This is a genomic window from Sphingomonas sp. PP-CC-3A-396, from assembly GCF_004343105.1.
GTDB lineage: Bacteria > Pseudomonadota > Alphaproteobacteria > Sphingomonadales > Sphingomonadaceae > Sphingomonas.
The window spans coordinates 388472-413492 of the sequence record NZ_SLYF01000001.1 but is presented as its reverse complement, the minus strand read 5'-3'; the positions used below and the strand labels follow the sequence as shown (position 1 = coordinate 413492).

22 protein-coding genes are annotated in these 25021 nt (G+C 66.8%); 10 read left to right on the top strand and 12 right to left on the bottom strand.

Features of this window, described 5'->3' with window-relative positions; genetic code table 11:
* Nucleotides 1-83 precede the first annotated feature (83 nt).
* The 4 genes from C8J40_RS01885 (at nucleotide 84) to C8J40_RS01870 (ending at nucleotide 5505) form a co-directional block, all read left to right on the top strand.
* A complete protein-coding gene (locus tag C8J40_RS01885; protein ID WP_243693187.1) occupies nucleotides 84-1355 on the top strand; it encodes a dicarboxylate/amino acid:cation symporter in 1272 nt (423 codons plus the stop codon).
* Between the two features lie 66 nt (nucleotides 1356-1421).
* Nucleotides 1422-2960 carry an alginate export family protein gene (locus C8J40_RS01880; protein WP_243693162.1) on the top strand — a complete coding sequence of 513 codons (1539 nt, stop codon included), beginning with the start codon at nucleotides 1422-1424 and terminating at the stop codon, nucleotides 2958-2960.
* A gap of 261 nt (nucleotides 2961-3221) precedes the next feature.
* Nucleotides 3222-4418, top strand: coding sequence for an acyl-CoA dehydrogenase family protein (locus C8J40_RS01875; RefSeq protein WP_132895829.1), 1197 nt, complete (start codon nucleotides 3222-3224; stop codon nucleotides 4416-4418).
* Between the two features lie 4 nt (nucleotides 4419-4422).
* Nucleotides 4423-5505, top strand: a complete 1083-nt coding sequence (locus C8J40_RS01870) for an acyl-CoA dehydrogenase (protein WP_132895541.1) — start codon at nucleotides 4423-4425, stop codon at nucleotides 5503-5505.
* A gap of 105 nt (nucleotides 5506-5610) precedes the next feature.
* Here C8J40_RS01870 and C8J40_RS01865 read toward each other — a convergent pair whose 3' ends face one another.
* Entirely contained in the window at nucleotides 5611-5928 is a 318-nt protein-coding gene (locus C8J40_RS01865; RefSeq protein ID WP_132895540.1) for a hypothetical protein, read from the bottom strand.
* Nucleotides 5929-5969: 41 nt separating this feature from the next.
* The gene (locus C8J40_RS01860) at nucleotides 5970-6884 is read right to left on the bottom strand and encodes a LysR family transcriptional regulator (protein WP_132895539.1); all 915 of its coding nucleotides are present in this window, start codon (nucleotides 6882-6884) and stop codon (nucleotides 5970-5972) included.
* Between the two features lie 107 nt (nucleotides 6885-6991).
* Here C8J40_RS01860 and C8J40_RS01855 point away from each other — a divergent pair, with 107 nt between their 5' ends.
* The gene (locus C8J40_RS01855; protein ID WP_132895538.1) at nucleotides 6992-8518 is read left to right on the top strand and encodes a CoA-acylating methylmalonate-semialdehyde dehydrogenase; all 1527 of its coding nucleotides are present in this window, start codon (nucleotides 6992-6994) and stop codon (nucleotides 8516-8518) included.
* 94 nt (nucleotides 8519-8612) lie between these two features.
* Here the strand turns inward: C8J40_RS01855 and C8J40_RS01850 are convergent, their stop codons facing one another.
* Entirely contained in the window at nucleotides 8613-8924 is a 312-nt protein-coding gene (locus C8J40_RS01850; RefSeq protein WP_132895537.1) for a GIY-YIG nuclease family protein, read from the bottom strand.
* A gap of 128 nt (nucleotides 8925-9052) precedes the next feature.
* Between C8J40_RS01850 and C8J40_RS01845 the strand changes: the two genes are divergently transcribed.
* From C8J40_RS01845 to mmsB, 4 genes are all read left to right on the top strand, one after another.
* Nucleotides 9053-10198, top strand: a complete 1146-nt coding sequence (locus C8J40_RS01845; RefSeq protein WP_121885542.1) for an acyl-CoA dehydrogenase family protein — start codon at nucleotides 9053-9055, stop codon at nucleotides 10196-10198.
* Nucleotides 10199-10313: 115 nt separating this feature from the next.
* Nucleotides 10314-11357 carry an enoyl-CoA hydratase/isomerase family protein gene (locus C8J40_RS01840; protein ID WP_132895536.1) on the top strand — a complete coding sequence of 348 codons (1044 nt, stop codon included), beginning with the start codon at nucleotides 10314-10316 and terminating at the stop codon, nucleotides 11355-11357.
* A gap of 94 nt (nucleotides 11358-11451) precedes the next feature.
* Entirely contained in the window at nucleotides 11452-12228 is a 777-nt protein-coding gene (locus C8J40_RS01835; protein ID WP_132895535.1) for an enoyl-CoA hydratase, read from the top strand.
* A 128-nt stretch (nucleotides 12229-12356) separates the two neighbouring features.
* Entirely contained in the window at nucleotides 12357-13226 is an 870-nt protein-coding gene (mmsB, locus tag C8J40_RS01830; RefSeq protein WP_132895534.1) for a 3-hydroxyisobutyrate dehydrogenase, read from the top strand.
* Between the two features lie 3 nt (nucleotides 13227-13229).
* Here the strand turns inward: mmsB and C8J40_RS01825 are convergent, their stop codons facing one another.
* From C8J40_RS01825 to C8J40_RS01785, 9 genes are all read right to left on the bottom strand, one after another.
* Nucleotides 13230-13628 (bottom strand): MAPEG family protein, encoded by a 399-nt coding sequence (locus C8J40_RS01825; RefSeq protein WP_132895533.1) that lies wholly within the window; start codon nucleotides 13626-13628, stop codon nucleotides 13230-13232.
* Nucleotides 13629-13665: 37 nt separating this feature from the next.
* A complete protein-coding gene (locus C8J40_RS01820; protein WP_132736270.1) occupies nucleotides 13666-13887 on the bottom strand; it encodes a hypothetical protein in 222 nt (73 codons plus the stop codon).
* A gap of 85 nt (nucleotides 13888-13972) precedes the next feature.
* Entirely contained in the window at nucleotides 13973-15346 is a 1374-nt protein-coding gene (locus C8J40_RS01815; RefSeq protein WP_132736267.1) for an MATE family efflux transporter, read from the bottom strand.
* Between the two features lie 381 nt (nucleotides 15347-15727).
* The gene (locus tag C8J40_RS01810; protein WP_132895828.1) at nucleotides 15728-16816 is read right to left on the bottom strand and encodes a PHB depolymerase family esterase; all 1089 of its coding nucleotides are present in this window, start codon (nucleotides 16814-16816) and stop codon (nucleotides 15728-15730) included.
* Nucleotides 16817-16939: 123 nt separating this feature from the next.
* Nucleotides 16940-18199, bottom strand: coding sequence for an adenosylmethionine--8-amino-7-oxononanoate transaminase (locus C8J40_RS01805; protein ID WP_132895532.1), 1260 nt, complete (start codon nucleotides 18197-18199; stop codon nucleotides 16940-16942).
* Nucleotides 18196-18813: a dethiobiotin synthase gene (gene bioD / locus C8J40_RS01800; RefSeq protein WP_132895531.1), complete on the bottom strand. Its 618-nt coding sequence runs from the start codon at nucleotides 18811-18813 to the stop codon at nucleotides 18196-18198. The genes C8J40_RS01805 and bioD overlap by 4 nt, the downstream gene beginning before the upstream one ends.
* Complete coding sequence (locus tag C8J40_RS01795; protein ID WP_132895530.1) at nucleotides 18810-19931, bottom strand: 8-amino-7-oxononanoate synthase; 1122 nt, start codon at nucleotides 19929-19931, stop codon at nucleotides 18810-18812. Before C8J40_RS01795 ends, bioD begins: the two co-directional genes overlap by 4 nt.
* Before the next feature lie 218 nt (nucleotides 19932-20149).
* Complete coding sequence (locus C8J40_RS01790; protein WP_132895529.1) at nucleotides 20150-20785, bottom strand: 2-dehydro-3-deoxy-6-phosphogalactonate aldolase; 636 nt, start codon at nucleotides 20783-20785, stop codon at nucleotides 20150-20152.
* Nucleotides 20782-21645: a 2-dehydro-3-deoxygalactonokinase gene (locus C8J40_RS01785; protein WP_132895528.1), complete on the bottom strand. Its 864-nt coding sequence runs from the start codon at nucleotides 21643-21645 to the stop codon at nucleotides 20782-20784. The genes C8J40_RS01790 and C8J40_RS01785 overlap by 4 nt, the downstream gene beginning before the upstream one ends.
* 286 nt (nucleotides 21646-21931) lie before the next feature.
* Here C8J40_RS01785 and C8J40_RS01780 point away from each other — a divergent pair, with 286 nt between their 5' ends.
* The gene (locus C8J40_RS01780) at nucleotides 21932-25021 is read left to right on the top strand and encodes a helicase-related protein (RefSeq protein WP_243693186.1); all 3090 of its coding nucleotides are present in this window, start codon (nucleotides 21932-21934) and stop codon (nucleotides 25019-25021) included.

Genomic DNA, 25021 nt, shown 5'->3' with positions numbered 1-25021 from the left:
AGGAGGCGATGTTGACCCTACCCACCCAGACATATGGTGTCGCGGAAACGCCCGCGCGCAAGCGCTGGAGCGGCCAGCTCTATATCCAGGTGCTGATCGCGATCGCGCTCGGCGCGGCGCTCGGGCATTTCTATCCGACGTACGGCGCGGCACTGAAGCCGCTCGGCGATGCGTTCATCAAGCTGGTGAAGATGATCATCGCCCCGGTGATCTTCCTCACGCTCGTCACCGGTATCGCGGGCATGAAGGAGCTCGGCTCGGTCGGCCGCGTTGCGGGCAAGGCGTTCGCGTATTTCCTGTTCTTCTCGACGCTGGCGCTGATCGTCGGTCTGATCGTCGCCAACGTCGTCCAGCCGGGCGCGGGGATGAACATCGACGCCGCCACGCTCGATACCAAAGGCATCGCCGACTACACCGTGAAGGCGCACGAGACGACGATCACCGGGTTCCTGATGAGCATCATCCCGGACACGATGGTCAGCGCGTTCACCGAGGGCAACATCCTCCAGATCCTGCTCGTCGCGATCCTGTTTGGCATCTCGCTGAGCCTGGTCGGCGAGCCTGCCAAGCCGGTGCTGAACTTCCTCGAGCGCCTCAGCCTGATCGTCTTCAAGCTGGTCGGCATCCTGATGCGCGCAGCCCCGCTCGGCGCATTCGGCGCGATCGCGTTCACGATCGGCAAATACGGGATCGGTAGCCTCGCCAATCTGGGCGCGCTGGTCGCGACCTTCTACCTCACCGCGGCGCTGTTCGTGGTGGTCATCCTCGGCACCGTCGCGCGGCTCACCGGTTTCTCGATCTTCAAGCTGATCAAGTATCTGAAGGCAGAGCTGCTGCTGGTGCTCGGGACGTCGTCGTCCGAAGCAGCCCTGCCGAACCTGATCCAGAAGATGGAAGCGGCAGGCTGCGAGAAGTCGGTGGTCGGGCTGGTCGTGCCGACCGGCTATTCGTTCAATCTCGACGGCACCAACATTTACATGACGTTGGCGGCGCTGTTCATCGCGCAGGCGACCAACACGCACCTGACCCTCGGTCAGGAACTGTTGCTGCTGGTCGTCGCGATGATCTCTTCGAAGGGTGCGGCGGGCGTTACCGGCGCGGGCTTCATCACCTTGGCTGCGACGTTGTCGATCGTGCCGACCGTGCCGATCGCGGGCATGGCGCTGATCCTCGGTGTCGATCGCTTCATGAGCGAGTGCCGCAGCCTTACCAACTTCATCGGCAACGCGGTCGCGACGATCGTCGTCGCCCGCTGGGAGGGCGCACTCGACCGCGACAAGCTGAACGCGGCGCTGTCGGGCAAGCTCCCCGAGTTCGTGCCGGCGGCAATCCCCGCCGCTGCCACCGCCCATTGATGCCGGCGGGGACGGCCAGCCCGTCCCCGCCCGCCCGTTCCCGCCAGCCAGTACCGGAACTTGCTTATGACCTCGATGACGATGCGCCGCTTGCGGCACGCGGCTGGCCTTGCCACGTCCGCGCTCTCGATCTTCGCGTTCGCGAATGTCGCCACCGCACAGGCCGAGGCGCCGCCTTCGCGCCAGGCCAATGTCGGCGCCAAGGACGTGTCGAGCACCGCCGAAGCCTCGCCGATCGCGGAGAGCTATCCCAACGCCGCGATCGGCGACGGGACGACGTCGGGTGGCTATAACCAGTCGCGCTGGGCTGAGGATTGGTCGAAGCTGCGCGACCCGAAGAAGCGCAAGGACATCGTCGACCAGCTGAAGTTCATCTCTATTGCCGGCGATGGCGACGTCTATTTGACACTGTCGGGCGAGGCGCGGTTGCGCGTCAACCAGACCACCAACCCTAATCTCCGCGACTCGGAAGCGCAGCGGCAGGACATTCTTCGCCTGTTCGGTGGTGCCGATCTGCATGTCGGCGAGCATCTCCGGTTCTATGGCGAGCTCGCGCATGGCACGCTGGAAGGGGAGAATCTCGGCACTGCGCTACCAAACCTGCGCAACAAGCTCGCGGTGCAGCAGGCGTTCGTCGATCTGACCGGGACGGTGGCCGATGTCGACGTCGGCGTGCGCTATGGTCGCCAGACGTTCGCCGATGGCCCGAACCTGATGGTGGTGCCGCGCGACAACAACACGTTGTTCTTCGGTTTCAACGGCTTCCGGGCCTGGGCGCGCGCTGCCGGCGTCCGCGCCGACGTGTTCGACTTCAAGCCGACCGCCTATGGCAATGGTGGTACTCAGGACGACAACGCCGAGAGCGCGCGGCGCTTCTCGGGTATCTCGACCGGGATCGTCGTGCCCGAAACGCTGTTCGGCGGGTCGAAGCTGTACGTCGATCCGTTCCTCTGGCGGCTGCGCAATCGCACGGCAGTATGGGGCACCGACACCGCGCGCGAAGTCCGCAATTTCTACGGCCTGCATGTCTGGGGTGACGCCGGGCCGGTCAATCTCGACTGGACGATCAATTACCAGGGCGGCAGTTACGACAACCGCTCGATCAAGGCGTGGCTGATCCTGTTGGCGCAGACCTACAAGATTGGCGACGGCAAGTCCGCGCCGCGCGTCGGTTTCCACGCCGATTATGCGAGCGGTGGCGGCGCATACGGGAAGGGCACGCTGCGCAACTCGCTCGCGCCGTTCGGCAACAACATCTATTACAGCTACCAGCTGTTCGCGACGCCGACCAACCTGATCGCGCTCGCGCCGAACGTGACGTTCACGCCGTTCGGCAAGCTGCGCATGACCGCGGAATATCAGCTGTCCTGGCGCGATACGACGAGCGATGCGGTGTACCGCGCGAACGGCTCGGCGTTTGCGGGCACGCAGAATTTCGGGGGCAAGAAGATCGCCGACACGATCCGGTTCCAGGCGGTGTACCCGTTCACCTCGCGGCTGTCGTTCACCGGGCGGTACGAGCATCTGATCGCCGGGCCGGCGCTGACCAATGCCGGGTATAAGAACTCCGACTTCCTTGCCGGCTGGATCAGCTACCGGTTCTGACGCCCTATCGATCCTCCCCTCTGAGGGGAGGTGGCAGCCCGCAGGGCTGACGGAGGGGTGGCGCGCCATCGAGAGCGTGACACCCCTCTGTCTGGGGAGCGCCAGCCACCTCCCCTGCCAGGGGAGGATCAAGGTGTGGCGATACCGCCCAGATTAACCTGCGTCGCACCACGCAACAAATTCGGTTATCCAGACCATACCGGTCCTTCAATTCCTCGATCGACTGTGGCACATGGACTCCAACATCAGGAGCACATGGCCATGGATCTCAGCTTCACGCCCGAGGAAGAAGCCTTCCGCGAGGAAGTCCGCAGCTTCTTCCGCGACAAACTGCCCGCCCGCCTTTCGACGCTGGTTCGCGAGGGCAAGCGGCTGCGGAAGTCGGACATGGAGGAGTGGCACGCCATCCTCAACGAGCGCGGCTGGCTGGCGAACCACTGGCCCGAGGAGTGGGGCGGCCCCGGCTGGAGCGTGATCCAGCGCTTCATCTTCGACAATGAGTCCGCGCTCGCGCACGCGCCCCGCGTCGTGCCGTTCGGCGTCAACATGCTCGGCCCGGTGCTGATCAAATACGGCTCGGAAGAGCAGAAGAAGCAGTGGCTGCCGCGGATTCTCGATGGCTCCGACTGGTGGTGCCAGGGGTATTCCGAGCCCGGTGCCGGCTCCGATCTTGCGGGCCTCAAGACCACCGCGGTCAGGAAGGGCGACGTCTATGTCGTCAACGGCCAGAAGACCTGGACGACGCTCGGCCAGCATGCCGACATGATATTCTGCCTCGTCCGCACCGACGCGACCGCGAAGAAGCAGGAGGGCATCTCGTTCCTGCTGATCGACATGAAGTCGCCCGGCATCGAGGTCCGTCCGATCACGCTGATCGACGGCGAGCAGGAAGTGAACGAGGTGTTCTTCACCGATGTCGAGGTGCCGGTGGCGAACCTCGTGGGCGAGGAGAACATGGGCTGGACCTACGCCAAGTACCTGCTGACCTACGAGCGGACCAACATCGCCGGCGTCGGCTTCTCGATCGCGTCGTTCGAGCGGCTGAAGGAAGTCGCGCAGATGCAGAAGAAGGGCGGCCGCTCGCTGGCGGATGACCCGCTGTTCGCGGCGAGGATGGCGCGGGTCGAGATCGATCTGGCGAACATGCAGACGACCAATCTCCGCGTGCTCGCGGCCGTGGCAGGCGGTGGTGCACCCGGTGCCGAGAGTTCGATGCTCAAGATCAAGGGCACCGAGATCCGCCAGGAGATCACCTCGCTGACCCGGCGTGCCTATGGCTCGTACGCGGCGCCCTACATACCCGAAGCTCTGGAGGCCGGCTGGAACGGCGAGGATGTCGGCCCGGAGGACGCGGCGATGGCGGCGCCGAGCTATTTCAACAATCGGAAACTGTCGATCTTCGGCGGGTCGAACGAGATCCAGAAGAACATTATCTCCAAAGCCATCCTGGGTCTGTGATACCATGAACTTCGAACACACCGACGACCGCCGCATGCTCGCCGACACGCTCGTGCGGGCGTTGCGCGACGGTTATCCGATCGAGACGCGCAACGCGGGCGCGTATGGCGAGGCGGGGTATGATCCGGCGGTATGGCAGCAGTTGAACGAACTCGGCATCGTCTCGGCGCTGTTCGATGAGGCGGCGGGCGGCTTCGGCGGCAGTGGGTTCGACATCATGGTGGTGTTCGAAGCACTCGGTCGCGCGCTGGTGGTCGAGCCGTTCCTCGGTGCGCTGATGGCGGGGCGTGCGCTGGCGAAGGCTGGCGGGCATGATGAAACGCTCGCCGCGATCGTGTCCGGCGAGACGATCGCCGCGTTTGCACATGACGACGGGGCTACGCCTGTGACTGCGACGAAGAGCGGCGACGGCTGGGCGCTCAGCGGGACGAAGGCGGTCGTTCCGCAGGCAGGCGCGGCGTCGGTGTTCGTGGTGACGGTCGAGCAGGACGGTGATCCGCTGGTGTTGCTCGTGCCCGCGGACACGGCGGGCGTTTCGGTACGGAGCTACAACGTTGTCGAGGGCGGTGGCGCCGGCGACGTGACGTTCGAGAACGTGGCGCTCGGCGCGGACGCGCGCGTAGGAGGGGAAGGACAGGGGCAGGCGATCGTCGATGCGGCGGTCGGGGCAGGGCTGCTCGCGCTATCCGCCGAGGCGGTCGGCGCGATGGAGTTCGTCAAGGAAGCCACGCTTGGCTACCTCCGCGACCGGAAGCAGTTCGGCGTGCCGATCGGCAAGTTCCAGGCGCTCCAGCACCGCATGGCGACGGTGTTGCTTGAGATCGAGCAGGCGCATTCCGCGGTGATCAATGCGGCATCGGCGTTCGACGGCGACGATGCCAAGGCGCGTGAACGTGCTCTGTCAGCGGCAAAATACACGATCGGTCGGACTGGTGCGCTGGTCGCGGAGGAGTCGATCCAGCTGCACGGCGGCATCGGCATGACGTGGGAATACGCGGTGTCGCATTACGCCAAGCGCTTGGTGATGATCGACCACCAGCTCGGTGACGAGGACTATCACTTGCAACGCTACATTGCGCTAGGCTGACTATTTTTCGTCATCCTGACGAAAGTCAGGACCCAGGGTCGCGGGCGTTATCGTCGGTGGCTCTGGATCCTGACTTTCGTCAGGATGACGGGCGGCTAGTGGGCTCTACCGCCCGCGCTTCCCGATCATCGGCCGCAGCCGCACGCCGAGGCAGATCACCGTCGGCCACAGCAGCGTGTTGAGGATATCCAGCGAGGTATCCTCCCACCGCCACGACCCGAACGTCATGCGGTCCATAATCTCATTGAACGCCTCGCCCGCGACGACCACCCACCACGGAATGAACGTACCGAACGACCGCCGCGTGATCAGCCGCGCGATCATCAGCAGCGCCATCCCGGCATGGATGTGCAGGATCGTATCGGGCAGCCCGGTGCCGTCGCCGATCCAGTTGATCATCTTGTGGTAGAAGGTCGGGATCACGCTGTTACTCCGGGCGAACTGCCGCGGGGGCTATACGGCGCTCAATTCCGAGCGGCAATCGCAGGCGTCGTGCCCAACATCAGCGGCTTCAACTCGCCGATGGTCGCGTCCAGCCAGGCGATGAACCGATCGATCCGTGCGATCCGACGGACGTCGCGGTGGACGACGAGCCAGAACGACCGCGCGATGTCCACCGCTTCGGGCAGCACGCGTACCAGTCCCGGCATCCGGTCGCCGATGAAGCAAGGCAATATCCCGCAGCCCGCCCCCGCAGCGATCAGCTCGGCCTGCGCGACGATGCTCGAACTGCGGATCGAGGCGTCGAGGCGGCCGTCGATTTCCGCCAGATAGCGGAGTTCGGGGGCATAGATCATGTCCGGAACGTACCCGATCAGCCGGTGCCGCATCAGATCCGCGGTCGTCGCGATCGGCCCCGTCCGCGCGAGATGATCGGGATGCGCGTACAGTCCGAGGTGATAGTTGGTCAGCTTGCGCGCCACCAGCGGGCCGCTCTTGGGCCGCGCAAGCATCACCGCGATGTCGGCCTCTCTCCGCGAGGGGTTGAGGAAGCCGGTCGACGCGATCAGGTCGACGGCGATCCGCGGATGCTGGTTGGTGAACGACGCGAGGCGCGGCGCAAGAATGCGGCTGCCGAACCCTTCCGAGACGCTCAACCGGATCGGGCCGGCGAGTACCCCTGCATCATTGCCGACGACTTCCTGGATGCCGAGCGCGGACGCCTCCATCGTCTCGGCGTGTTCCAATAGCGCCGAGCCGCGTTCCGTCAGCGCGTAACCCGCGACGGTCTGTTCGAACAACGTCGTCTGGAGTCGCCGCTCTAGCCGTTGCAGCCGTCGCGAAACCGTCGTCGCGTCCTGCCCGAGCAGTTTTGCGGCCGGTCCGAGCCTGTGCGCGCGCGCCAGAGCGAGGAAATATCGGACGTCGTCCCAATCCATGAACGCCTCACCCTATGCTGCATATTCGCAGAGCGATTCTGCAAACAGCCCCACTTGGCTGCGAAAGCCTTATGGCCGACGGTGCGGATAACTAGAAGAGGATGCCCATGCGGACGATCGAGAATTTCGTGAGCGGTGCGGCCAGCACGGCCGAGCGCTTCGGCGACGTGTTCGACCCGAATTCGGGCGAGGTGCAGGCGCGGGTACGGCTGTCGGGCGCGACCGATCTGGACCGCGCCGTCGCCGCCGCGCAGAAGGCACAGCCGGGCTGGGCCGCGACTAACCCTCAACGGCGTGCTCGCGTGATGTTCGAGTTCAAGCGGCTCGTCGAGGCGAACATGGAGGAGCTCGCGCGCCTGCTGTCGTCCGAGCACGGCAAGGTGATCGCGGATTCGAAGGGCGACATCCAGCGCGGGCTCGAGGTCATCGAGTTCTGTTGCGGCATCCCGCACATCCTCAAGGGTGAATACACGCAGGGTGCCGGGCCGGGGATCGACGTGTACTCGATGCGCCAGCCATTAGGCATTGGCGCGGGCATCACGCCGTTCAACTTCCCGGCGATGATCCCGCTGTGGATGTCGGGCGTCGCGATCGCCACGGGCAACGCGTTCATCCTCAAGCCCAGCGAGCGCGATCCGTCGGTGCCGGTGCGGCTCGGCGAATTGTTCGTCGAGGCGGGGCTGCCCGAGGGGATCTTCCAGGTCGTCCACGGCGACAAGGAAATGGTCGATGCGATCCTCGATCATCCGGCGATCTCGGCGGTCAGCTTCGTCGGCTCGTCCGACATCGCGCATTACGTGTACCGTCGCGGCGTCGAGGCGGGCAAGCGCGTCCAGGCGATGGGTGGCGCGAAGAACCACGGGATCGTCATGCCCGACGCGGACCTCGACCAGGTCGTCGCCGACCTGTCGGGCGCGGCGTTCGGGAGCGCCGGCGAGCGCTGCATGGCGCTGCCGGTGGTGGTGCCGGTCGGCGAGAAGACCGCCATCGCGCTGCGCGAGAAGCTGATCCCGGCGATCGCGGCTTTGCGGGTCGGCGTGTCGACCGACAACGACGCGCACTACGGCCCGGTCGTGAACGCGGCGCATCGTACCCGGATCGAGAACTGGATTCAGACCGGCGTCGATGAGGGCGCGGAACTGGTCGTCGACGGGCGCGGGTTTGCGTTGCAGGGGCACGAGAAGGGCTTCTTCATCGGGCCGTCGCTGTTCGATCACGTGACGACCGAGATGTCGGCGTACAAGGAGGAGATCTTCGGGCCGGTGCTCCAGATCGTCCGCGCCGCCGATTTCGAGGAGGCGGTGCGCCTGCCGAGCGAGCATCAATACGGCAACGGCGTCGCGATCTTCACGCGCAACGGTCACGCGGCGCGCGAGTTCGCGGCGCGGGTGAACGTCGGGATGGTGGGCATCAACGTGCCGATCCCGGTGCCGGTCGCGTATCATACGTTCGGCGGGTGGAAGCGCTCGGCGTTCGGCGATACCAACCAGCACGGCATGGAGGGCGTGAAGTTCTGGACCAAGGTCAAGACGATCACGCAGCGCTGGCCGGATGGGTCTGCATTGCCGGCGATGGCCGAGGATGGCGGTCCGGCGCGCAACAACGACGCGTTCGTCATCCCGACGATGGGGTGAGTGGTTTGCCATCCCCGGATCCCGTCATCCTGGACTTGATCCAGGATCCAGAGTTACGGAGCGCGACGCTTTTGACTCTGGATCCTGACTTTCGTCAGGATGACGGGAGGGGATCGAAACCCCAGTCTTCGGCCAGATCGCGCCACGTAGGATTGTCGGTCTCGATAAGCTCGATCTTCCACGAGCGCTTCCAGACCTTGAGCTGCTTCTCGCGCGTGATCGCCCCCTCCATCGTGTCGGCCATTGCGAACCACACCAGCCGGTTAACCGCGTATCGCTTAGTAAACCCAGCGAACGCGCTCTCACGATGCTGAACGATCCGTGCCATCAGGTCGGAGGTTACGCCGATGTACAGCGTTCCGTTACGCCAGCTCGCCATGATATAGACCGCGGGTTGTCTAGCCATATCATTCCCCCCACCCCGTCATCCTGACGAAAGTCAGTATCCAGAGCCACGAGCATCAGCATTCGCCGCTCTGGATACTGGGTCAAGCCCAGTATGACGGACGCAGTATGACGATTCAGGAAAGTCCGATGACCAACCAGTTCGACCTCACCGACGACCAGCGCGAGATCCAGGAGCTGGCACGCCGTTTCACCGCCGACCGCATCACCCCGCATGCGGCCGAGTGGGACGAGAAGCACATCTTCCCGCGCGAGACGATCAAGGCGGCGGCCGAACTCGGCTTCGCGGCGATCTACGTCAGCGAGGAAAGCGGCGGGATCGCGCTTGGGCGGTTGGAAGCCGCGCTGATCATGGAGGCGATGTCGTACGGGTGCCCTTCGACGTCCGCGTTCATCAGCATTCATAACATGGCGGCGTGGATGATCGACCGGTTCGGGTCGGCCGCGGTGAAGGACAAGTATCTCCCCGATCTGGTGACGATGGACCGGCTCGCGAGCTATTGCCTGACCGAGCCGGGCTCGGGCTCCGACGCGGCTGCGCTCAAGACGCGCGCCGTGCGTGATGGCGACGACTGGATCGTGACGGGATCGAAGCAGTTCATCTCGGGTGCTGGCGAGAACGAGGTGTATGTCACCATGGTCCGCACCGGCGAGGACGGGCCTAAGGGCATCTCCTGCCTGGTGATCGAGAAGGACATGCCGGGCGTGTCGTTCGGCGCGAACGAGAAGAAGCTGGGCTGGCATTCGCAACCGACGCGGCAGGTGATCTTCGACGGTGTCCGCGTACCGGCCGCGAACATGGTCGGCGGCGAGGGCGAGGGCTTTCGGATCGCGATGATGGGGCTCGATGGCGGGCGGTTGAATATCGGCGCGTGCTCGCTCGGCGGCGCGCAGCGGTGTCTCGACGAGGCGATCGCTTATACCAAGGACCGGAAACAGTTCGGCAAGGCGATCGCCGATTTCCAGAACACGCAGTTCATGCTGGCGGACATGGCGACCGAGTTGGAGGCGGCGCGGGCGCTGCTCTACATCGCGGCGGCGAAGGTGACGGCGAACGCGCCCGACAAGACCAAGTTCGCGGCGATGGCGAAGCGGCTGGCGACGGATACCGGCTCGTCGGTGGTCGACCGCGCGTTGCAGCTGCATGGCGGCTACGGGTATCTGCAGGACTATCCGATCGAGCGCTTCTGGCGCGACCTGCGCGTGCATTCGATCCTCGAGGGCACGAACCAGGTGATGCGGATGATCGTCGGTCGCGAACTGACCCGACAGTGAGTCCGCGCAGCTTCAAGTCTTTCTTCTGCTCCGCGCCTCTGCGCCTCTGCGCGAAAAAGTTTCTTGTTCGCGCAGAGGCGCAGAGGCGCGGAGATGATGTTCGGGAGGTGAACGCGTGACCGATGATCTGATCGTCGAGAGTAAAGGGCCTGTCGGCCGGATTCGGTTGAACCGCCCGAAGGCGCTGCACGCGTTGAACCTAGCGATGTGCGAAGGCGTGCTGGAGGCGCTGGAAGCGTGGCGTGGCGACGCGGCGGTCGAGGCGATCGTCGTCGATCATGCCGAGGGGCGCGGGTTCTGTGCTGGCGGGGATATCCGCATGCTCGCCGCGTCGGGCGCGACCGATGGCGTCGAGGCGCGGGTGTTTTTTCACGCCGAGTATCGGATGAACCACCGGCTGTTCACCTATGCCAAGCCAATCGTCGCGTTCATGGACGGGATCACCATGGGCGGCGGCGTCGGGCTAGCGCTGCCGTGCCGGTTCCGGGTTGCGACCGATAACACCAAGTTTGCGATGCCGGAAACGGGGATCGGGCTGTTCCCGGACGTTGGCGGCGGCTGGTATCTGTCGCGGCTGCCGGGGCGGATCGGGCAGTATCTCGCGCTGACCGGGCACCGGCTCGATGGTGCAGAGTGTCTCGCGCTCGGGTTGGCGACGCATTTTCTCGCGAGCGATACGCTCGATACCGCTAAGGCACGGATCGCGGAGACGCCGCAGGATATCGCGGGCGTGTTGGACGCATTGGCCACGTCGGCACCCGACGCGAAGATCTTGGCGCGCAAGGATGACATCGACCGGCTGTTCGCGTCAGACGTGCTGGAGGAGATCTATGCCGCGCTCGACGCCGATGGTGGGGAGTGGGCGACTCAGACTCTCGCGACGCTGAAGACCAAGTCGCCGCAGACGATGAAGGTGTCGCTCCGGCTGCTCCACGAGGGCGCGGGGATGGCGAGTTTCGCGGACGAGATGCGGCAGGAATATGCGGTTGGCGCGCATGTCGTGCAGCGGCATGACTTCATTGAGGGCGTGCGCGCGGTAATCGTCGACAAGGATAACGCGCCGCGCTGGGATCCGGCGACGCCCGAGGCTGTGACCGATCACGTGATCGACCAGATCTTCGCGCCGTTGCCGGAGCATGAGGCGTGGACGCCGGGCTGAGTAGAAAGAACACACGTCACCCCAGCGAAAGCTGGGGTCTCATCATTATCGAGAGACCCAGCTTCCGCTGGGGTGACGGGATAGGAGAGATTGAATGGCCGACTACGAAACGATCCTGGTCGAGCAGCGCGGTGGCGTCACGCTTGTCACGTTGAACCGGCCCCAGGCGCTCAACGCGCTCAATTCGCAGGTGCTCGCCGACCTGATCGCCGCGTTTGCCGCGTTCGATGCGGACGCGTCGCAGGGGTGTGCTGTGCTGACCGGTTCCGCCAAGGCGTTCGCGGCCGGGGCGGACATCAAGGAGATGCAGTCGCAGGGCTTCGCCGACATGTATGCGAGCAACTTCTTCGCCGGCTGGGAGAATTTCACGCGGACGCGCAAACCCGTGATCGCGGCGGTGGCGGGCTATGCGCTCGGTGGCGGGTGCGAGCTGGCGATGATGTGCGACTTCATCCTCGCTGCCGATACCGCCAAGTTCGGCCAGCCCGAGATCAAGCTCGCCGTGTCGCCGGGGATGGGCGGATCGCAGCGCCTCACACGTGCGGTCGGCAAGGCGAAAGCGATGGAGATGTGCCTCACCGGGCGGATGATGGACGCCGCCGAAGCCGAGCGCGCTGGCCTCGTGTCGCGGATCGTGCTGGCGGACGATCTGGTCGAGGAGGCGGTGAAGACGGCGACCACGATCGCGGCGATGGCGCCGCTGGCGGTGCTGGCGAACAAGGAAATGGTCAACGCGGCGTTCGAGACGGGGCTCGCGATGGGCGTCCAGTTCGAGCGGCGGCTGTTCCACGGGCTGTTCGGGACGGCGGACCAGAGCGAAGGCATGGCCGCGTTCGTCGAGAAGCGCGCCGGGACCTGGACGGGGAAGTGACCCGACAAACGTCCGTATCAACCCCGTCACCCCAGCGAAGGCTGGGGTCTCCCCGTTGGCGGTCGAAACGCTAGCCCCATAAAGATCCCAGCTTTTGCTGGGATGACGATCGTTAAAGAGGATAAGCAATGGCACGGATCGGTTTCATCGGGCTCGGCAACATGGGCGGCGGGATGGCGGCGAACCTCGCAAAGAAGGGCCACGACGTTCGCGCGTTCGACCTGAGCGCCGACGCGCTGGACAAGGCGAAGGCCGCTGGCTGCCTGCCGGTCGCGTCCGCTGCCGAAGCCGCCGATGGCGCCGAGGCGATCGTGACGATGCTCCCCGCCGGCAAGCATGTCGCCGAAGTCTACGACACGCTGTTCGGCGTCGCCCCTCCGTCCGCGATCCTGATCGACTGCTCGACGATCGACGTCGCCACCGCCAAGCAGGTCGCCGCCGCCGCGCAGGCCAAGGGCCTCGCCGCGGTCGACGCGCCGGTGTCGGGCGGGATCGGGGCTGCCAATGCGGGCACGCTCACCTTCATGGTCGGCGGCTCGGCCGAGGCGTTCGACCGGGCGCGCGCCATCCTCGCCGATATGGGCAAGGCCGTCATCCACGCCGGCGCGAACGGCGCGGGGCAGGCGGCGAAGATCTGCAACAACATGATCCTCGGGGCGACGATGATCGCGACCTGCGAGGCGTTCGTGCTGGCGGAAAAGCTCGGGCTCGACGCACAGGCCTTCTACGATATCGCCAGCGTGTCCTCGGGCCAGAGCTGGTCGATGACCACCTATGCGCCATTGCCGGGTATCGGCCCCGATACCCCCGCCGATCACGACTATCAGGGCGGTTTCGCGACCGCGCTGATGCTCAAGGACCTGCGGCTCGCGATGGCCGCTGCGCAGGATGTCGGCGCGGATACGCCGATGGGCGCGAAGGCCGCCGAGCGCTACGAGGCGTTCGCCGAGGCCGGGCAGGGTAGCCTCGACTTCTCGGCGATTATCCGCACGCTTTGAGCCCTAAAGGAAGCGGATCAGCATCAGCAGCAGGCCAAGGATCGATACCATCCAGCACAGGCTGCGGACATATTTGATGCCGAACAGATACAGCGGGATATAGGCGATCCGCGCGCCGAACCAGAGCCATGCGCCGATCGCACCGAGCCCGCCGGTGCGATCGGTCACCGCCAGCCCCAGCGCGAGCGCGACGAACACGGGGTAGGTTTCCTGGAAGTTCTTGAGCGCGCGTTCGGCGCGGCCCGCCATCTCGCCGAGCGGCTTCTGCTCGCCGTCGCGCGGCCCCGCGTTCCAGTCGAGCCCGCGGTCGCGCGTGGCGGTTTGCCCCTGGATCATGACGTACGCGAACAACAGGACCGTCGACCAGCCGAGCAGCAGTAATTCAGTGGGCAAATGCGTCATGATCGATCTCCGCTAAGGTAGCGGGTGTCGAACGCCGCTATCGCGCCGATGTTGCGACCGTGATCGGCGGATTGGCAAGCGATTGGCGGGCGTCGTGCGCGCGGTGGAACGCGCGGTCGGCATCGTCGATCGCCCCGAGCAGCGCGCCGAAGCAAGGCACTTCGTCGATCGGATAGACGCGTGACAGATCGTGGCCGAGCGCGAAGACGTCGCGCTGCGTGAGGAGCCCGATCGCGACGATACGGTCTTGGTCGGACATGTTAGGCTCCCGTGATGCAATGTATGTTAACGCACTCAACGAGTTAACGGTACCGTCATAAGTGCGAAACGGGGCCAGTGGAGCCTCAACCGAGGCCGAGCCGCTCGCGGGCGTGCCATCGCGCCATCATCAGCACCGAAACCACCGCCAGACCGGTCGCAAGTCCGGTCCATATCCCCACCCCGCCCCAGCCGCGCCCGAATGCGAGCCATGCGCCGACACCGATGCCGATCCCCCAATAGCCAATCGCCGCGAAGATCATCGGCACCGTCGTATCGCCGAGCCCGCGCAACATCCCCGCGCCGATCACCTGCGCGCCGTCGACCACCTGGAACACCGCGGCCACCGCGAGCAGCGAGATCGCCAGCGCGACGACCGGCGCGTTCGCAGGCGCATCGACGTCGAGGATGATGCCGATCAGGAGTTGCGGCGCGAGGATCAGCAACGCGGCGGTGAGCACCATGAAGCCTTCGCCGATCGCGAACGCCGCCCAGCCTGCACGGCCGATCCCCGCGCGGTCGCCGCGTCCGGTCGCGAGACCGACGCGGATCGTGGCGGCTTGCGCGATGCCGAGCGGGACCATGAAGGTGACGCTGGCGATCTGGATCGCGATCGCGTGCGCGGCGAGCGGCACGGTCCCGAGCAGGCCCATCAGGAAGACCGCGGCGATGAACACGGTCGATTCGAACCCGAGCGTGATCGCGATCGGCAGGCCGAGCGTCCACACCGCACGGTATCGCGGCCAGTCGGCGCGCCAGAACCGGCCGAGCAGGCGATAGCGGCGGAACGGCTTTGCGTAGACGATCACGGCGGCCATCGCGACGAAGCTGAGGCCGTTGGCGATGCTGCTCGCGGTGCCGGATCCAAGCAGGCCGAGCGCGGGCAGGCCGGCATGACCGAAGATCAGCAGCCAGTTGAGCCCGGCGTTGACGATTAGCAGCCCGACCATCACCACCAGCGACCAGGCCGGTTTTTCGAGCGCGGCGACGAACGCGCGCAGCACGAGGAAGGCGAGGCTCGGCAGCATCCCCCACATCACTGCGCGGACGAACCTCGCCGCCTCGTGTGCAAGCTTCGGATCCTGGTCGAGCAGGTGGACGAGGATCGTTTCGGCGTTCCACAGCACGATCCACGACGGGATACAGAGCGTGGCGGCGACCCATATGGTCTGGCGCACGGTCCGCCGGATATCGCGCACCGCATGCGGCCGCGCACCCCGCTCGCGCGCGATCATCGGGACCGCGGCAGTGGTGAGGCCCATGCCGAAGACGAGAAAGACGAGGTAGAGGTTCAGCCCAAGCGTCGCCGCCGCCAGCGTATCGGGCCCGAGCCGCCCCAGCATCGCCACGTCGGTCGCACCGACCAGCGCCTGCGCGAGATTGGTCGCCACCAGCGGCCAGGCGAGCTTCAGCGTGGCGGCGAATTCTGTGCGCCAGGGGCGGGGCGGGGGCGAGGTCATGTAGCGGCTTTACCCGGGTTGGGCGGCAAGTCGATCATCGTATGGGGACGCTGCGTCGCTGCCGGAGCAACCAATCCTCCCCCGCAAGGGGGAGGATCGATGCGGCGATCCGGCTTGTGACGGGTGACGGGGACGATCGAGTAACCGCGTGACTTAAAAAGACGCGTGTTACGCCAATTCCGTCATCCCAGCGAAAGCTGGGATATCATCGTCGTGGCGATTGTCATCTGCCCCGTGGGATACCCCAGCTTCCGCTGGGGTGACGGATATTTTGAGGCGACGGCTATGCAGCGGTTAAAGCTTTGCAGGGGGTGACCGGTGGCAAATCCTGACCTCGAAGAAACGGCGTTGTCGACCGTATCGGTGCTCTCAGCCGGAACGCTACCGCATCAACCCGGCGGCGCGGAGGGCGTTCTCGATCGTAGCTTGGATACCGGCAGGGGGCTCCGGCCGAGGCTTCGCCGCGGGCTTCGACCAGACCGGGATCGCCATCTTCGCGACGCGTTCGATCGGCACTGACTTTGCCGCAGTCTCCGCCTTCGCCGCCGCAACCAGCCCCCAAGATTTCGCAATCACCGCCGTGCTCGAAATCCCGACATCGAGCATGAACGGCCCCGCGGCCCCCAGACGCTCGCCGCGCAACGGATCGATCGGCGTGCCGTGACCCATGCCCGGCACGGTCCAGTCCTCGACCACGTCGCGCGCCTGCGCGTCCGACCAGATCCGGTGGACGGCGGTGCCGACGCGTTCCGTGCGTACCGCGTTCGCATCGACGCCGTGGATACCGCGCCATTGCCGCGCGATCGTGTCCGCATTCGCGACGCTGACCGTCGCGTCCGCGCCGCCGTGCCAGATCGCCAGCGTCGGCCACGCCCCGTCATGGCCGCGCGCGCCGCTGCGAACCTTGTCGATCAAAGCCGTATCGCTCGTATCGCCATGCCCGCGCATCCGGTCGAGCGCCTGCGACACGCCGGTCGCGGTGCCGTAGGCCAGCCCGCCGATCGCCGCCCCGCCCGCGAACAAATCGGGTCGCGTGGCGAGCATCGCAACCGTCATCGCGCCGCCCGCCGACAGCCCGGTAACGTACACGCGGCTGCGATCGAGGCCGTGGCGTGCGATCATCGTCTCGGTCATCTGCGCGATCGATTCGGCTTCACCGCCTGCTTGCGCGGTGTCTTCGGAGGCGAACCAGTTGAAGCAGAGATTGGGATTGTTCGCGCGCGTCTGTTCGGGAAACAGCAGCGCGAAGCCGGCGCGATCCGCAAGCTGCGACCAACCCGACCCATGATCATAGCCCGCCGCGGTCTGCGTGCAGCCGTGCAGGACGACGACCAACGGCGCGTCCGCAGGAAGGTCGGCAGGCACATAGGCGTACCCGAGCAAGGCCCCCGGATTGGTCCCGAACTCGATCAACGGCGTCAGGCGGCTGGGCGCCGTAGTGCGCGGCGTAGGGGCCCCGGCGCGGGCCATGCGAGCGATGGTGTCGGCGATGTTTCTCACGTGAATCGAGCCTTTCGTCGCAAGGCGTACTCGGCCGCGATCTTATCTCAACGTGGGACGTACATCATTTGTTGCTGCACCGCAGCAAAAACGTCAGGAGTCTTGCCCCAGCACGTCGCACGCCTCGCCGATCGCCGCGTAGATCCGATCGAGATCGGCATCGTCGATGCAATAGGGCGGCATGACGTAGACGGTGTTGCCGAGCGGCCGGAGCAGCAGGTCGCGCGCGCCGAAGAAGGCGAGCAGACGCGGACCTATCTGCGAAAGATAGCCGTCTTCGCCGCGCAGCTCGACCGCGGTGATGGTGCCGATCTGGCGCGCATTGGCGATGCGAGGATGCTCGGCAAGTGCCTCCAGTCGCGAGGTTTGGCGTGCGGCGAGATCGGCGATCCGCTCGCGCACGGGTTCCTCGCGCCAGATCGTGAGATTGGCATTGGCGGCGGCGCAGGCGATCGGGTTGGCGGTGTAACTCGACGAGTGGAAGAACATCCGCGCGCGGTCGGTGCCGTAATGCGCCTGGTAGATCGCCTCGGTCGCCATCGTCACCGCGAGCGGGATCGCGCCGCCGGTCAGCCCCTTCGACAGGCACAGGATGTCGGGCACCACGCCGGCCTGTTCGCAGGCGAGCAAGGTGCCGGTGCGGCCCCAGCCGGTCATCACCTCGTCGGCGATGAACAGCACGTCGTGCGCAGCGCAGATCCGCCGCATCTCGGCGAGGATGTAAGCTGGATAGATGTGCATCCCGCCCGCGCCGAGCAGCAGCGGCTCGACGATGAACGCGGCCGGGTGCGCGGCGCAAGCCTTCTCGAGCGCATCAAGTGTTGCTTGTTCGAGCCCGGCGGCGGGGAAGGGGATCGTGCCGACGTCGAACAACAGCGGTTCGTACGCCCTGTTGAACACGCCGCGCGCGCCGACCGACATCGCGCCGATCGTGTCGCCGTGATAGCCATGCTCCATCACGAGGATACGGTGGCGATCCTCGCCGCGATCGAGCCAATAGCCGAGCGCCATCTTCAGCGCGCACTCGACGCTGGTCGAGCCGGAGTCCGAGAAGAACACGCGGGTCAATTCGGGCGGCATGATCGCGGTCAGTCCGCGCGCGAGGTCCTCGGCAGGCTGGTGCGTCCAGCCGGCGAAGATGATCTGGTCGAGCTTGCCCGCCTGCTCCGCGATCGCCGCCATGATCTTCGGGTTGGCATGGCCATGCGTGGTCACCCACCAGGACGAGATCGCATCGACGATCCGCCGGCCATCCGAGGTGTAGAGTGCGGCGCCCTCGGCATGCGTGACGAGCGGGATCGGCTCGCGCAGGCCGTGCTGCGTGAACGGATGCCAGACGGGGGAGTCACTCACCGGAACGCCTCCAGGTCGAAATTCGCGGCGAACGCCGCGGCCAGCGTCGCGGCGTTCAACGGATCGAGGCGGGGCAGGCGGCCGAGCCTCCGGACCTTGCCGAGTGCGGCGATCGTCGCCTCGCTATCCTCGACCGCGTCGCCAACGAACGCAATGCCGAGGATGGGTACGCCGCGGCTCCGCAACGCCTCGATCGAGAGCAGGCTGTGGTTGATCGTGCCGAGCCCCGTGCGCGCGACGAGCACCACCGGCTTGCCCCAGCGCGCGAACAGGTCGGCGAAGATCAGGTCGCGCGTCACCGGGACCATCACGCCGCCCGCGCCCTCGACCACCAGCGGGGCATCGACTTCGGGCAGCGCGAGCCGGTCGGGATCGATCGTCACACCATCGATCTCGGCGGCGAGATGTGGCGAGCACGGCGTGGTCAGCCGGTAGGCTTCGGGCAGGACGTGGTCTGCGGGAACGCCCAAGGTAACGACCGAAGCCGCATCGCTGCCATCCGCGAGCCCAGCCTGCACCGGCTTCCAATAGCGCGCGCCGAGCGCTGCGGTCAGGCCCGCGGCGAACACGGTCTTGCCGATATCGGTGTCCGTTCCGGTAACCACGATCGTCATTGCAGCGCCTTTCCCATTACCATTCCCAAAGCCGCGCTATCTGCCGCGGTGGCGTTCAAGGTCAACGATATCCGCAACCGCGACGTCCCGTCGGGCACGGTCGGCGGCCGAATGCCGCGCACGTCGAACCCCGCCGCCTGGATCGCGCTCGCGACACGCATCGTCCGTGCCGCATCGCCGAGTACCAGTGGCAGGATCTGCGACCCGGTCGCCGCCACACCGTGCGGCGCCAGCATTCGCTCCGCCGTCGCGATCAGGCCCCACAGCTGGTCCCGCCGCGCGGGTTCGTCGGCCATGATCCGCAACGCCTCGCCGACCGCCAGCGCCATCAGTGGTGACGGTGCGGTCGAGAAGATGAACCCGCGGCCGCGATTGACGATGAATTCGCGCATCACCGCCGGCCCGCACAACAGCGCGCCCTCGCAGCCGAGCGCCTTGCCGCAGGTTCGCAGCGTTATGACGTTCGCGCGCCCGTCGAGTCCCTCGGCAAGGCCGCGGCCATCGGTGCCGAACACGCCGGTCGCATGCGCTTCGTCGATCAGCAGGATGGCGTCATGGCGGTCCGCGACCTGCGCGAGATCGGCGAGCGGCGCGCGGTCGCCGTCCATGCTGTAGAGGCTCTCGACCGCGATCCATACGCGGCCCGTGCCACCCGTCGCACGCCATGCGGTAATCGCATCTTCGAACGCATCGGCATCATTGTGCGCCGCGCTAACGCAGGTCGCCCGTGTGAGACGCATGCCTTCATGCGCACTGGCATGGATCAGTGCGTCGTGGACGATCAAGTCGCCGCGCTGGGGCAATGTCGCGAACAGGATCGTGTTGGCGATGTAGCCGCTGGCGAAGAACAGCGCCGCCTCGGTCCCGAAAAACCGCGCGGCCTCCGCTTCCAGCGTTTCATGCTCGGGCGCGTTGCCGCGCAAAAGCCGCGAGCCGCCCGAGCCGACCGGTACGCCCCTCGACAAGGCTTCGATCATCGCGGCGCGCAGGCGGTCCGACCCGGCGAGCCCAAGATAGTCGTTCGAGGCGAAGTCGATGCCGGTGCGCGGGCGGAGCGATCGATATCGGTCGGCGGCGGCCAGCTTGGCGAGGTCTCGGTCCTGGTCGGCGAAGATCATCGCGCCGCCCTAAACCCAACGCGGCGGGAAGACGATAGCGGGTCCATGATGAGCCCCAATCGGTTGCCCCCTCCGTCACCCCAGCGAAAGCTGGGGTATCTCTATTGTCGCGCGGGAGACCCGAACCAGGAGACCCCAGCTTTCGCTGGGGTGACGAACGGGTGTGCGCGGCCTAGCGTATGCTACGCCCAGTTTCAGCGACGCCAACCGGTACGGCGCTACTCCGCCTTCAACGCCGCCATAAACCCGCGCGCCCGCGCGCCGACATCCGCTGCCGTCATCCCCGGCGCATACAGCGCCGAGCCCAGACCGAAGCCGGCGGCCCCCGCCTTGCGCCACTCGGCCATGATCTCCGGCACGACTCCGCCGACCGGCAGAACGCGCGTATCCTTGGGGAGGACGGCGCGCATCGCCTTCAGCACGGCGGGGCTCGCGGCCTCGGCGGGGAAGAGTTTCAGTGCCGCAGCACCTGCCTCCAGCGCCGCGAATGCCTCGGTCGGCGTCGCGATGCCGGGGAGCGCGACATAGCCGCGCTCCGCCGCCGCCGCGATCACCCGCACATTCGCGTTGGGCGCGATGATCAGCGTGCCGCCGGCCGCGCCGACTGCCTCCACATCCTCGACACGCAACACCGTGCCCGCCCCGACGACCGCGCGGCCCTTCAGCGTGCGCGCAAGGCGGGCAATGCTGTCGAGCGGCTGAGGCGAGTTCATCGGCACTTCGAGGATCGTGAACCCCGCCTCGACCAGCGCCTCGCCGATCGCCTCGACCTCCTCCGGCTTCACGCCGCGCAGGATCGCGATCAGCGGGCACTTCGCAAAGGCGTCGTCGAAAGCTTGGCGGTGCGTGGTCATGCTGCAAGATCCTGGATGCGGGTGATGCCGGCGACGAACGCGGCCTGACTGTCGATATGGTGCGAGGTGCCGCCCAGCGCATCGATCGCGCTGGCATAGAGTGCGCCGAGGGCCGGGTCGGCAAGGATGTGCACCGTCGTGCCGCGCTCGATCCGCGCGGCGGTATCCGCCCCGATCAGCAGACCGCTCGCGAACGACGCGGCATGCGCGTCGTCGGCGATCCCGAGCACGCCGCGCGCGCGGATCGCGAATAGGCTGGCGGCGAGATCGCGTTTCGCGCCCTCCGTGACGCCGTCGCGGAACGCTGCACCGGGTTCGACCGGATGGCCGAGCTGGCTGGCGAGGATGCCGTGCGTCCGCAACAGCGCGAAGAGTTCGCCGGTCATCGCGGTGGTGAAGCGGGTGATCGCGCCCGCTTCGATCGTCGCCCATTTGCAGTGCGTGCCGGGCTGGCACAGCAGTGCGTCGGCGGGCACCAGCCCGGCAGCGACCGCGCCGAGCAACTGCACCTCTTCGCCGCGCATCACGTCGGCATGCAACCCGTCGCGGTAGGACAGCCCCGGTACGATCGCGGTCCGGTCGTCGATCCGGTGGAGCCCTGCGGCAATCTCGGCGAGCCCGGCGGGCGCTGCGACATACGGTACGCTACGCCAGCCAATGGTTGATCCGACCATCCCCGCGAGGAGCATCGGCAGGTCGCCAAGCCGGTCGCGGATGCCCATGACCTCGGCCGCATAGTCCGCAGGCGCGACCGTCGCTGCGCCACGATCGTCGCGTTCCGAGGCAATGACGAGCCCCGCCTCGATCCGGAACGCGCGGCGGTTCGAGGTGCCCCAGTCGACCGCGATGAAAGACGTCATGTTCGCCACCTCACTCCCGTCGCGATGCAACGGTATTGATCGCCGGAATTATACGACAAATCTTCGATGTCCAGCACCGACCGCGTCGAGCACCCCGACAGCGACACGCATCGGCAGCATCCACCGGCAAACGCACTGATCGAGGATAGCGTCGTAGGAACACGCGTCGATGCGTCTCGTTCAGTTCGGACCAGCGAGAGGAATGCGTGTGCTTCAAACCAGCCGTCAGGCCGAGACCGAAACCGGCATCATACCGGCCGCGCCCCTTGCAGCGCCCCCTGCGGCGATCGCGGCGGCAATCGCCGATCGGCTCGCACAGGGTGATCTTGTCTACGTCGCGCTGGATGATCAGCGCGCGACCGATATTGCGGCGATCGCCACGGCGCTGGTGCCCGACGCGGTGGTCGTCCAGTTGCCGTCGAGCGATGCCTTACCCGGTGACGACGCGCCCGCCTCGCCGGCCAATGTCGGATTGCGCGTGGCGGCCTTGCGTCGTGTGCGCGCGGCGACCTTGGGCGATACCGGACCGATCCTGCTGGTGACTACCGCTGAGGCGACCGCCGTGCGCTACCCTGAGCCGGCGATGTTCGACGCCGCCCCGCCGCGGCTCGCGGTAGGCGATGCGATCGACGTCGAGGCGTTCGCGGCGACCGCAGCGGAGATCGGTTACATCGTCGACGATCGGATCGACGAGCCGGGCGAGATCGCGGTGCGCGGCAACGTCATCGACATTTTCCCCGCCGATCGTGCGACCCCCATCCGTATCGAATTTGCCGAGGGCCGGATCACCGCGTTGCGCGAATATGATCCCGTCTCGCAATTGGGATCGGCCGATATCGCCTGTATCGAGGTTGGCCGCGCGACCGAGCCCGTGGTCGAGAAGGGGGTCGCCCTCCTCGCGCATCTCCCCGACGCGGCGATCGCGTGCGACCCCGGCGTCGATCGCCGGCGCGCGCGGTTTATGGATCTTGCCGCCGATGGCCTGCCGCGTCGCAAAGCCAGTGCCGATCTGGTTGCGACCTGGTCATGGGACGCGGCGGTCGCCAAGCGTGACATGGTCGCGATCGATCCGGGCGACGCGCCGTCGCCCCGTTTCGTCGAGCACCGCGATCCCGCCCGCGCGTTTGCCAAGCTTGCGCGCGACGTGCTTGCCGATTCGCGCTTCGTGCTGGTCGGCTCGCCGCGCGACCTGCGGTTCCTCCAGCCGCGGCTCGAGCATCGTACCAAGATCGCGTTCACGGCGATCGAGCGATGGTCCGACATCGCCGCGGCCAAGCCCGGCACCGCGATGCTGCTGGTCGCGCCGATCGACCGTGGTTTCGTGGCGCCCGGCGTTACCGTCATCGCGGGCGCCGACCTACTCGGCGGCCGCGCCCGCGGCGACGAGATCGGTGCAAGCGGCCTTGGCGCGCTGGCCGGCCTGTCGAGCGAACTGCGGTGCGGCGACGTCGTCGTCCACGAGGAGTTCGGTATCGGCATCGTCCGCGGGCTTGAGGCGCTGCCCGATGCGGGCGGCGACGCGATCGTGCTGGGCTATGCGAAGGACGGTCGCCGCCTCGTGCCAGTGGCGGAAGCCGACCGGATCTGGCGCTATGGCGCGGATGCCGACGCGGTGACGCTCGACGCGCTGGACGGTTCGTCGTGGCAGAAGCGACGTGGCGCGATCGATGCGGCGATCGCCGAAAGCGCGCGTGATCTTGCGGCGATCGCGGCGGAGCGCGCGGCGCGCACCACTGACCCGATCGTCCCCGACCGCGCGGCCTATGAACGCTTCGCCGCCGGCTTCGCGTTCACCGAGACCCCGGATCAGGCACGCGCGATCACGACCACGCTGGCGGATCTGGCCAGCGGCAAGCCGATGGACCGGCTGGTGATCGGCGATGTTGGTTACGGCAAGACCGAGATCGCCTTGCGCGCGGCGGCGGCGGTTGCCTTGTCGGGCCGACAGGTCGCGATCGCCGCGCCGACGACCGTGCTCGTGCGGCAGCATATCGAGACCTTCGCGCGGCGCTTCGAAGGGACCGGCATCACCGTTGCCGGGCTGTCCCGCCTGTCGAGCACGACGGAAAAGACGCGTGTGAAGGCGGGGCTCGCGGATGGTTCTATCGGCGTCGTCATCGGCACCGGGGCGATCGCCGGCAAGGGAGTCGCCTATAAGGATCTCGCGTTGGTCGTGATCGACGAGGAGCAGCGGTTCGGGGCGGCCGACAAGACCAAGCTGCATACGCTCGGGGCCGGTCACGTGCTGACGCTCAGCGCGACGCCGATCCCGCGGACGCTGCAATCGGCGATGATCGGGCTTCAGGGCATGTCGGTGATCGCCACCCCGCCCGCGCGCCGCCAGCCGATCCGCACCGCGGTCGCCAGCTTCGACGATGCCACCGTCCGCGCTGCGCTTCGGCGCGAACGCGCGCGCGGCGGGCAGAGCTTCGTCGTGGTGCCGCGGATCGACGACATGGCGCCGCTCGCCGCAAAGCTGGCCAAGCTGGTGCCCGAACTCGGGCTCGTCCAGGCGCATGGCAAGATGCCTGCGGCCGAGATCGATGAGGCAATGGTCGGCTTTGCGGCCGGCGACGGCGATGTGCTGCTCGCCACCAATATCATCGAGGCGGGGCTCGACGTGCCGCGCGCCAACACGATGATCGTCCATCACGCCGACCGGTTCGGCCTGTCACAGCTCCATCAGTTGCGTGGCCGGGTCGGGCGCGGCGGGCGACGGGGGCAGGTGATGCTGTTGACCGACGGCGATGCGACGATCGCCGAGGCGACGCTGAAGCGGCTGCGGACGTTGCAGGCGTTCGACCGGCTCGGCGCAGGCTTCGCGATCAGCGCACGCGATCTCGATCTGCGCGGTGCGGGCGACCTCGTCGGCGAGGCACAGGCGGGGCATATGAAGCTGATCGGGATCGACCTGTACCAGCATCTGTTTGGCCGTGCGTTGCGGCTGGCGCGGGGGGAGGCGGTCGACGACTGGGTACCCGACCTGCACCTCGGGGTTGGCGGCAGCCTGCCCGACACCTGGATACCCGAGGAGGAGGTGCGCCTGTCGCTCTACGGGCGGTTGGCACGGCTGGAGGACGTCGCGGCGCTCGACCAGTTCGAAGCGGAGCTGGAGGATCGCTTCGGGGTGGTACCCGATTCGGCGCGTCGGCTGCTGTTGCTGGCGCGGATACGGTTGCGCGCCTGTGTTGCGGGTATCCGGCGGATCGACGCCGGTCCTGCCGCGATCGCGTTCACCCCGAACGACCGTCGCGCCGACGCGCCGCTTGAGGATCTGGTCGAGAAGAACGGCCGCTGGATCGCGCAACGGGCGGTGGCGGATCCGGTCGAGCGTGCCGCGCAGGTCGAGGCGTTGCTCGATGCGTTGACCGACTGA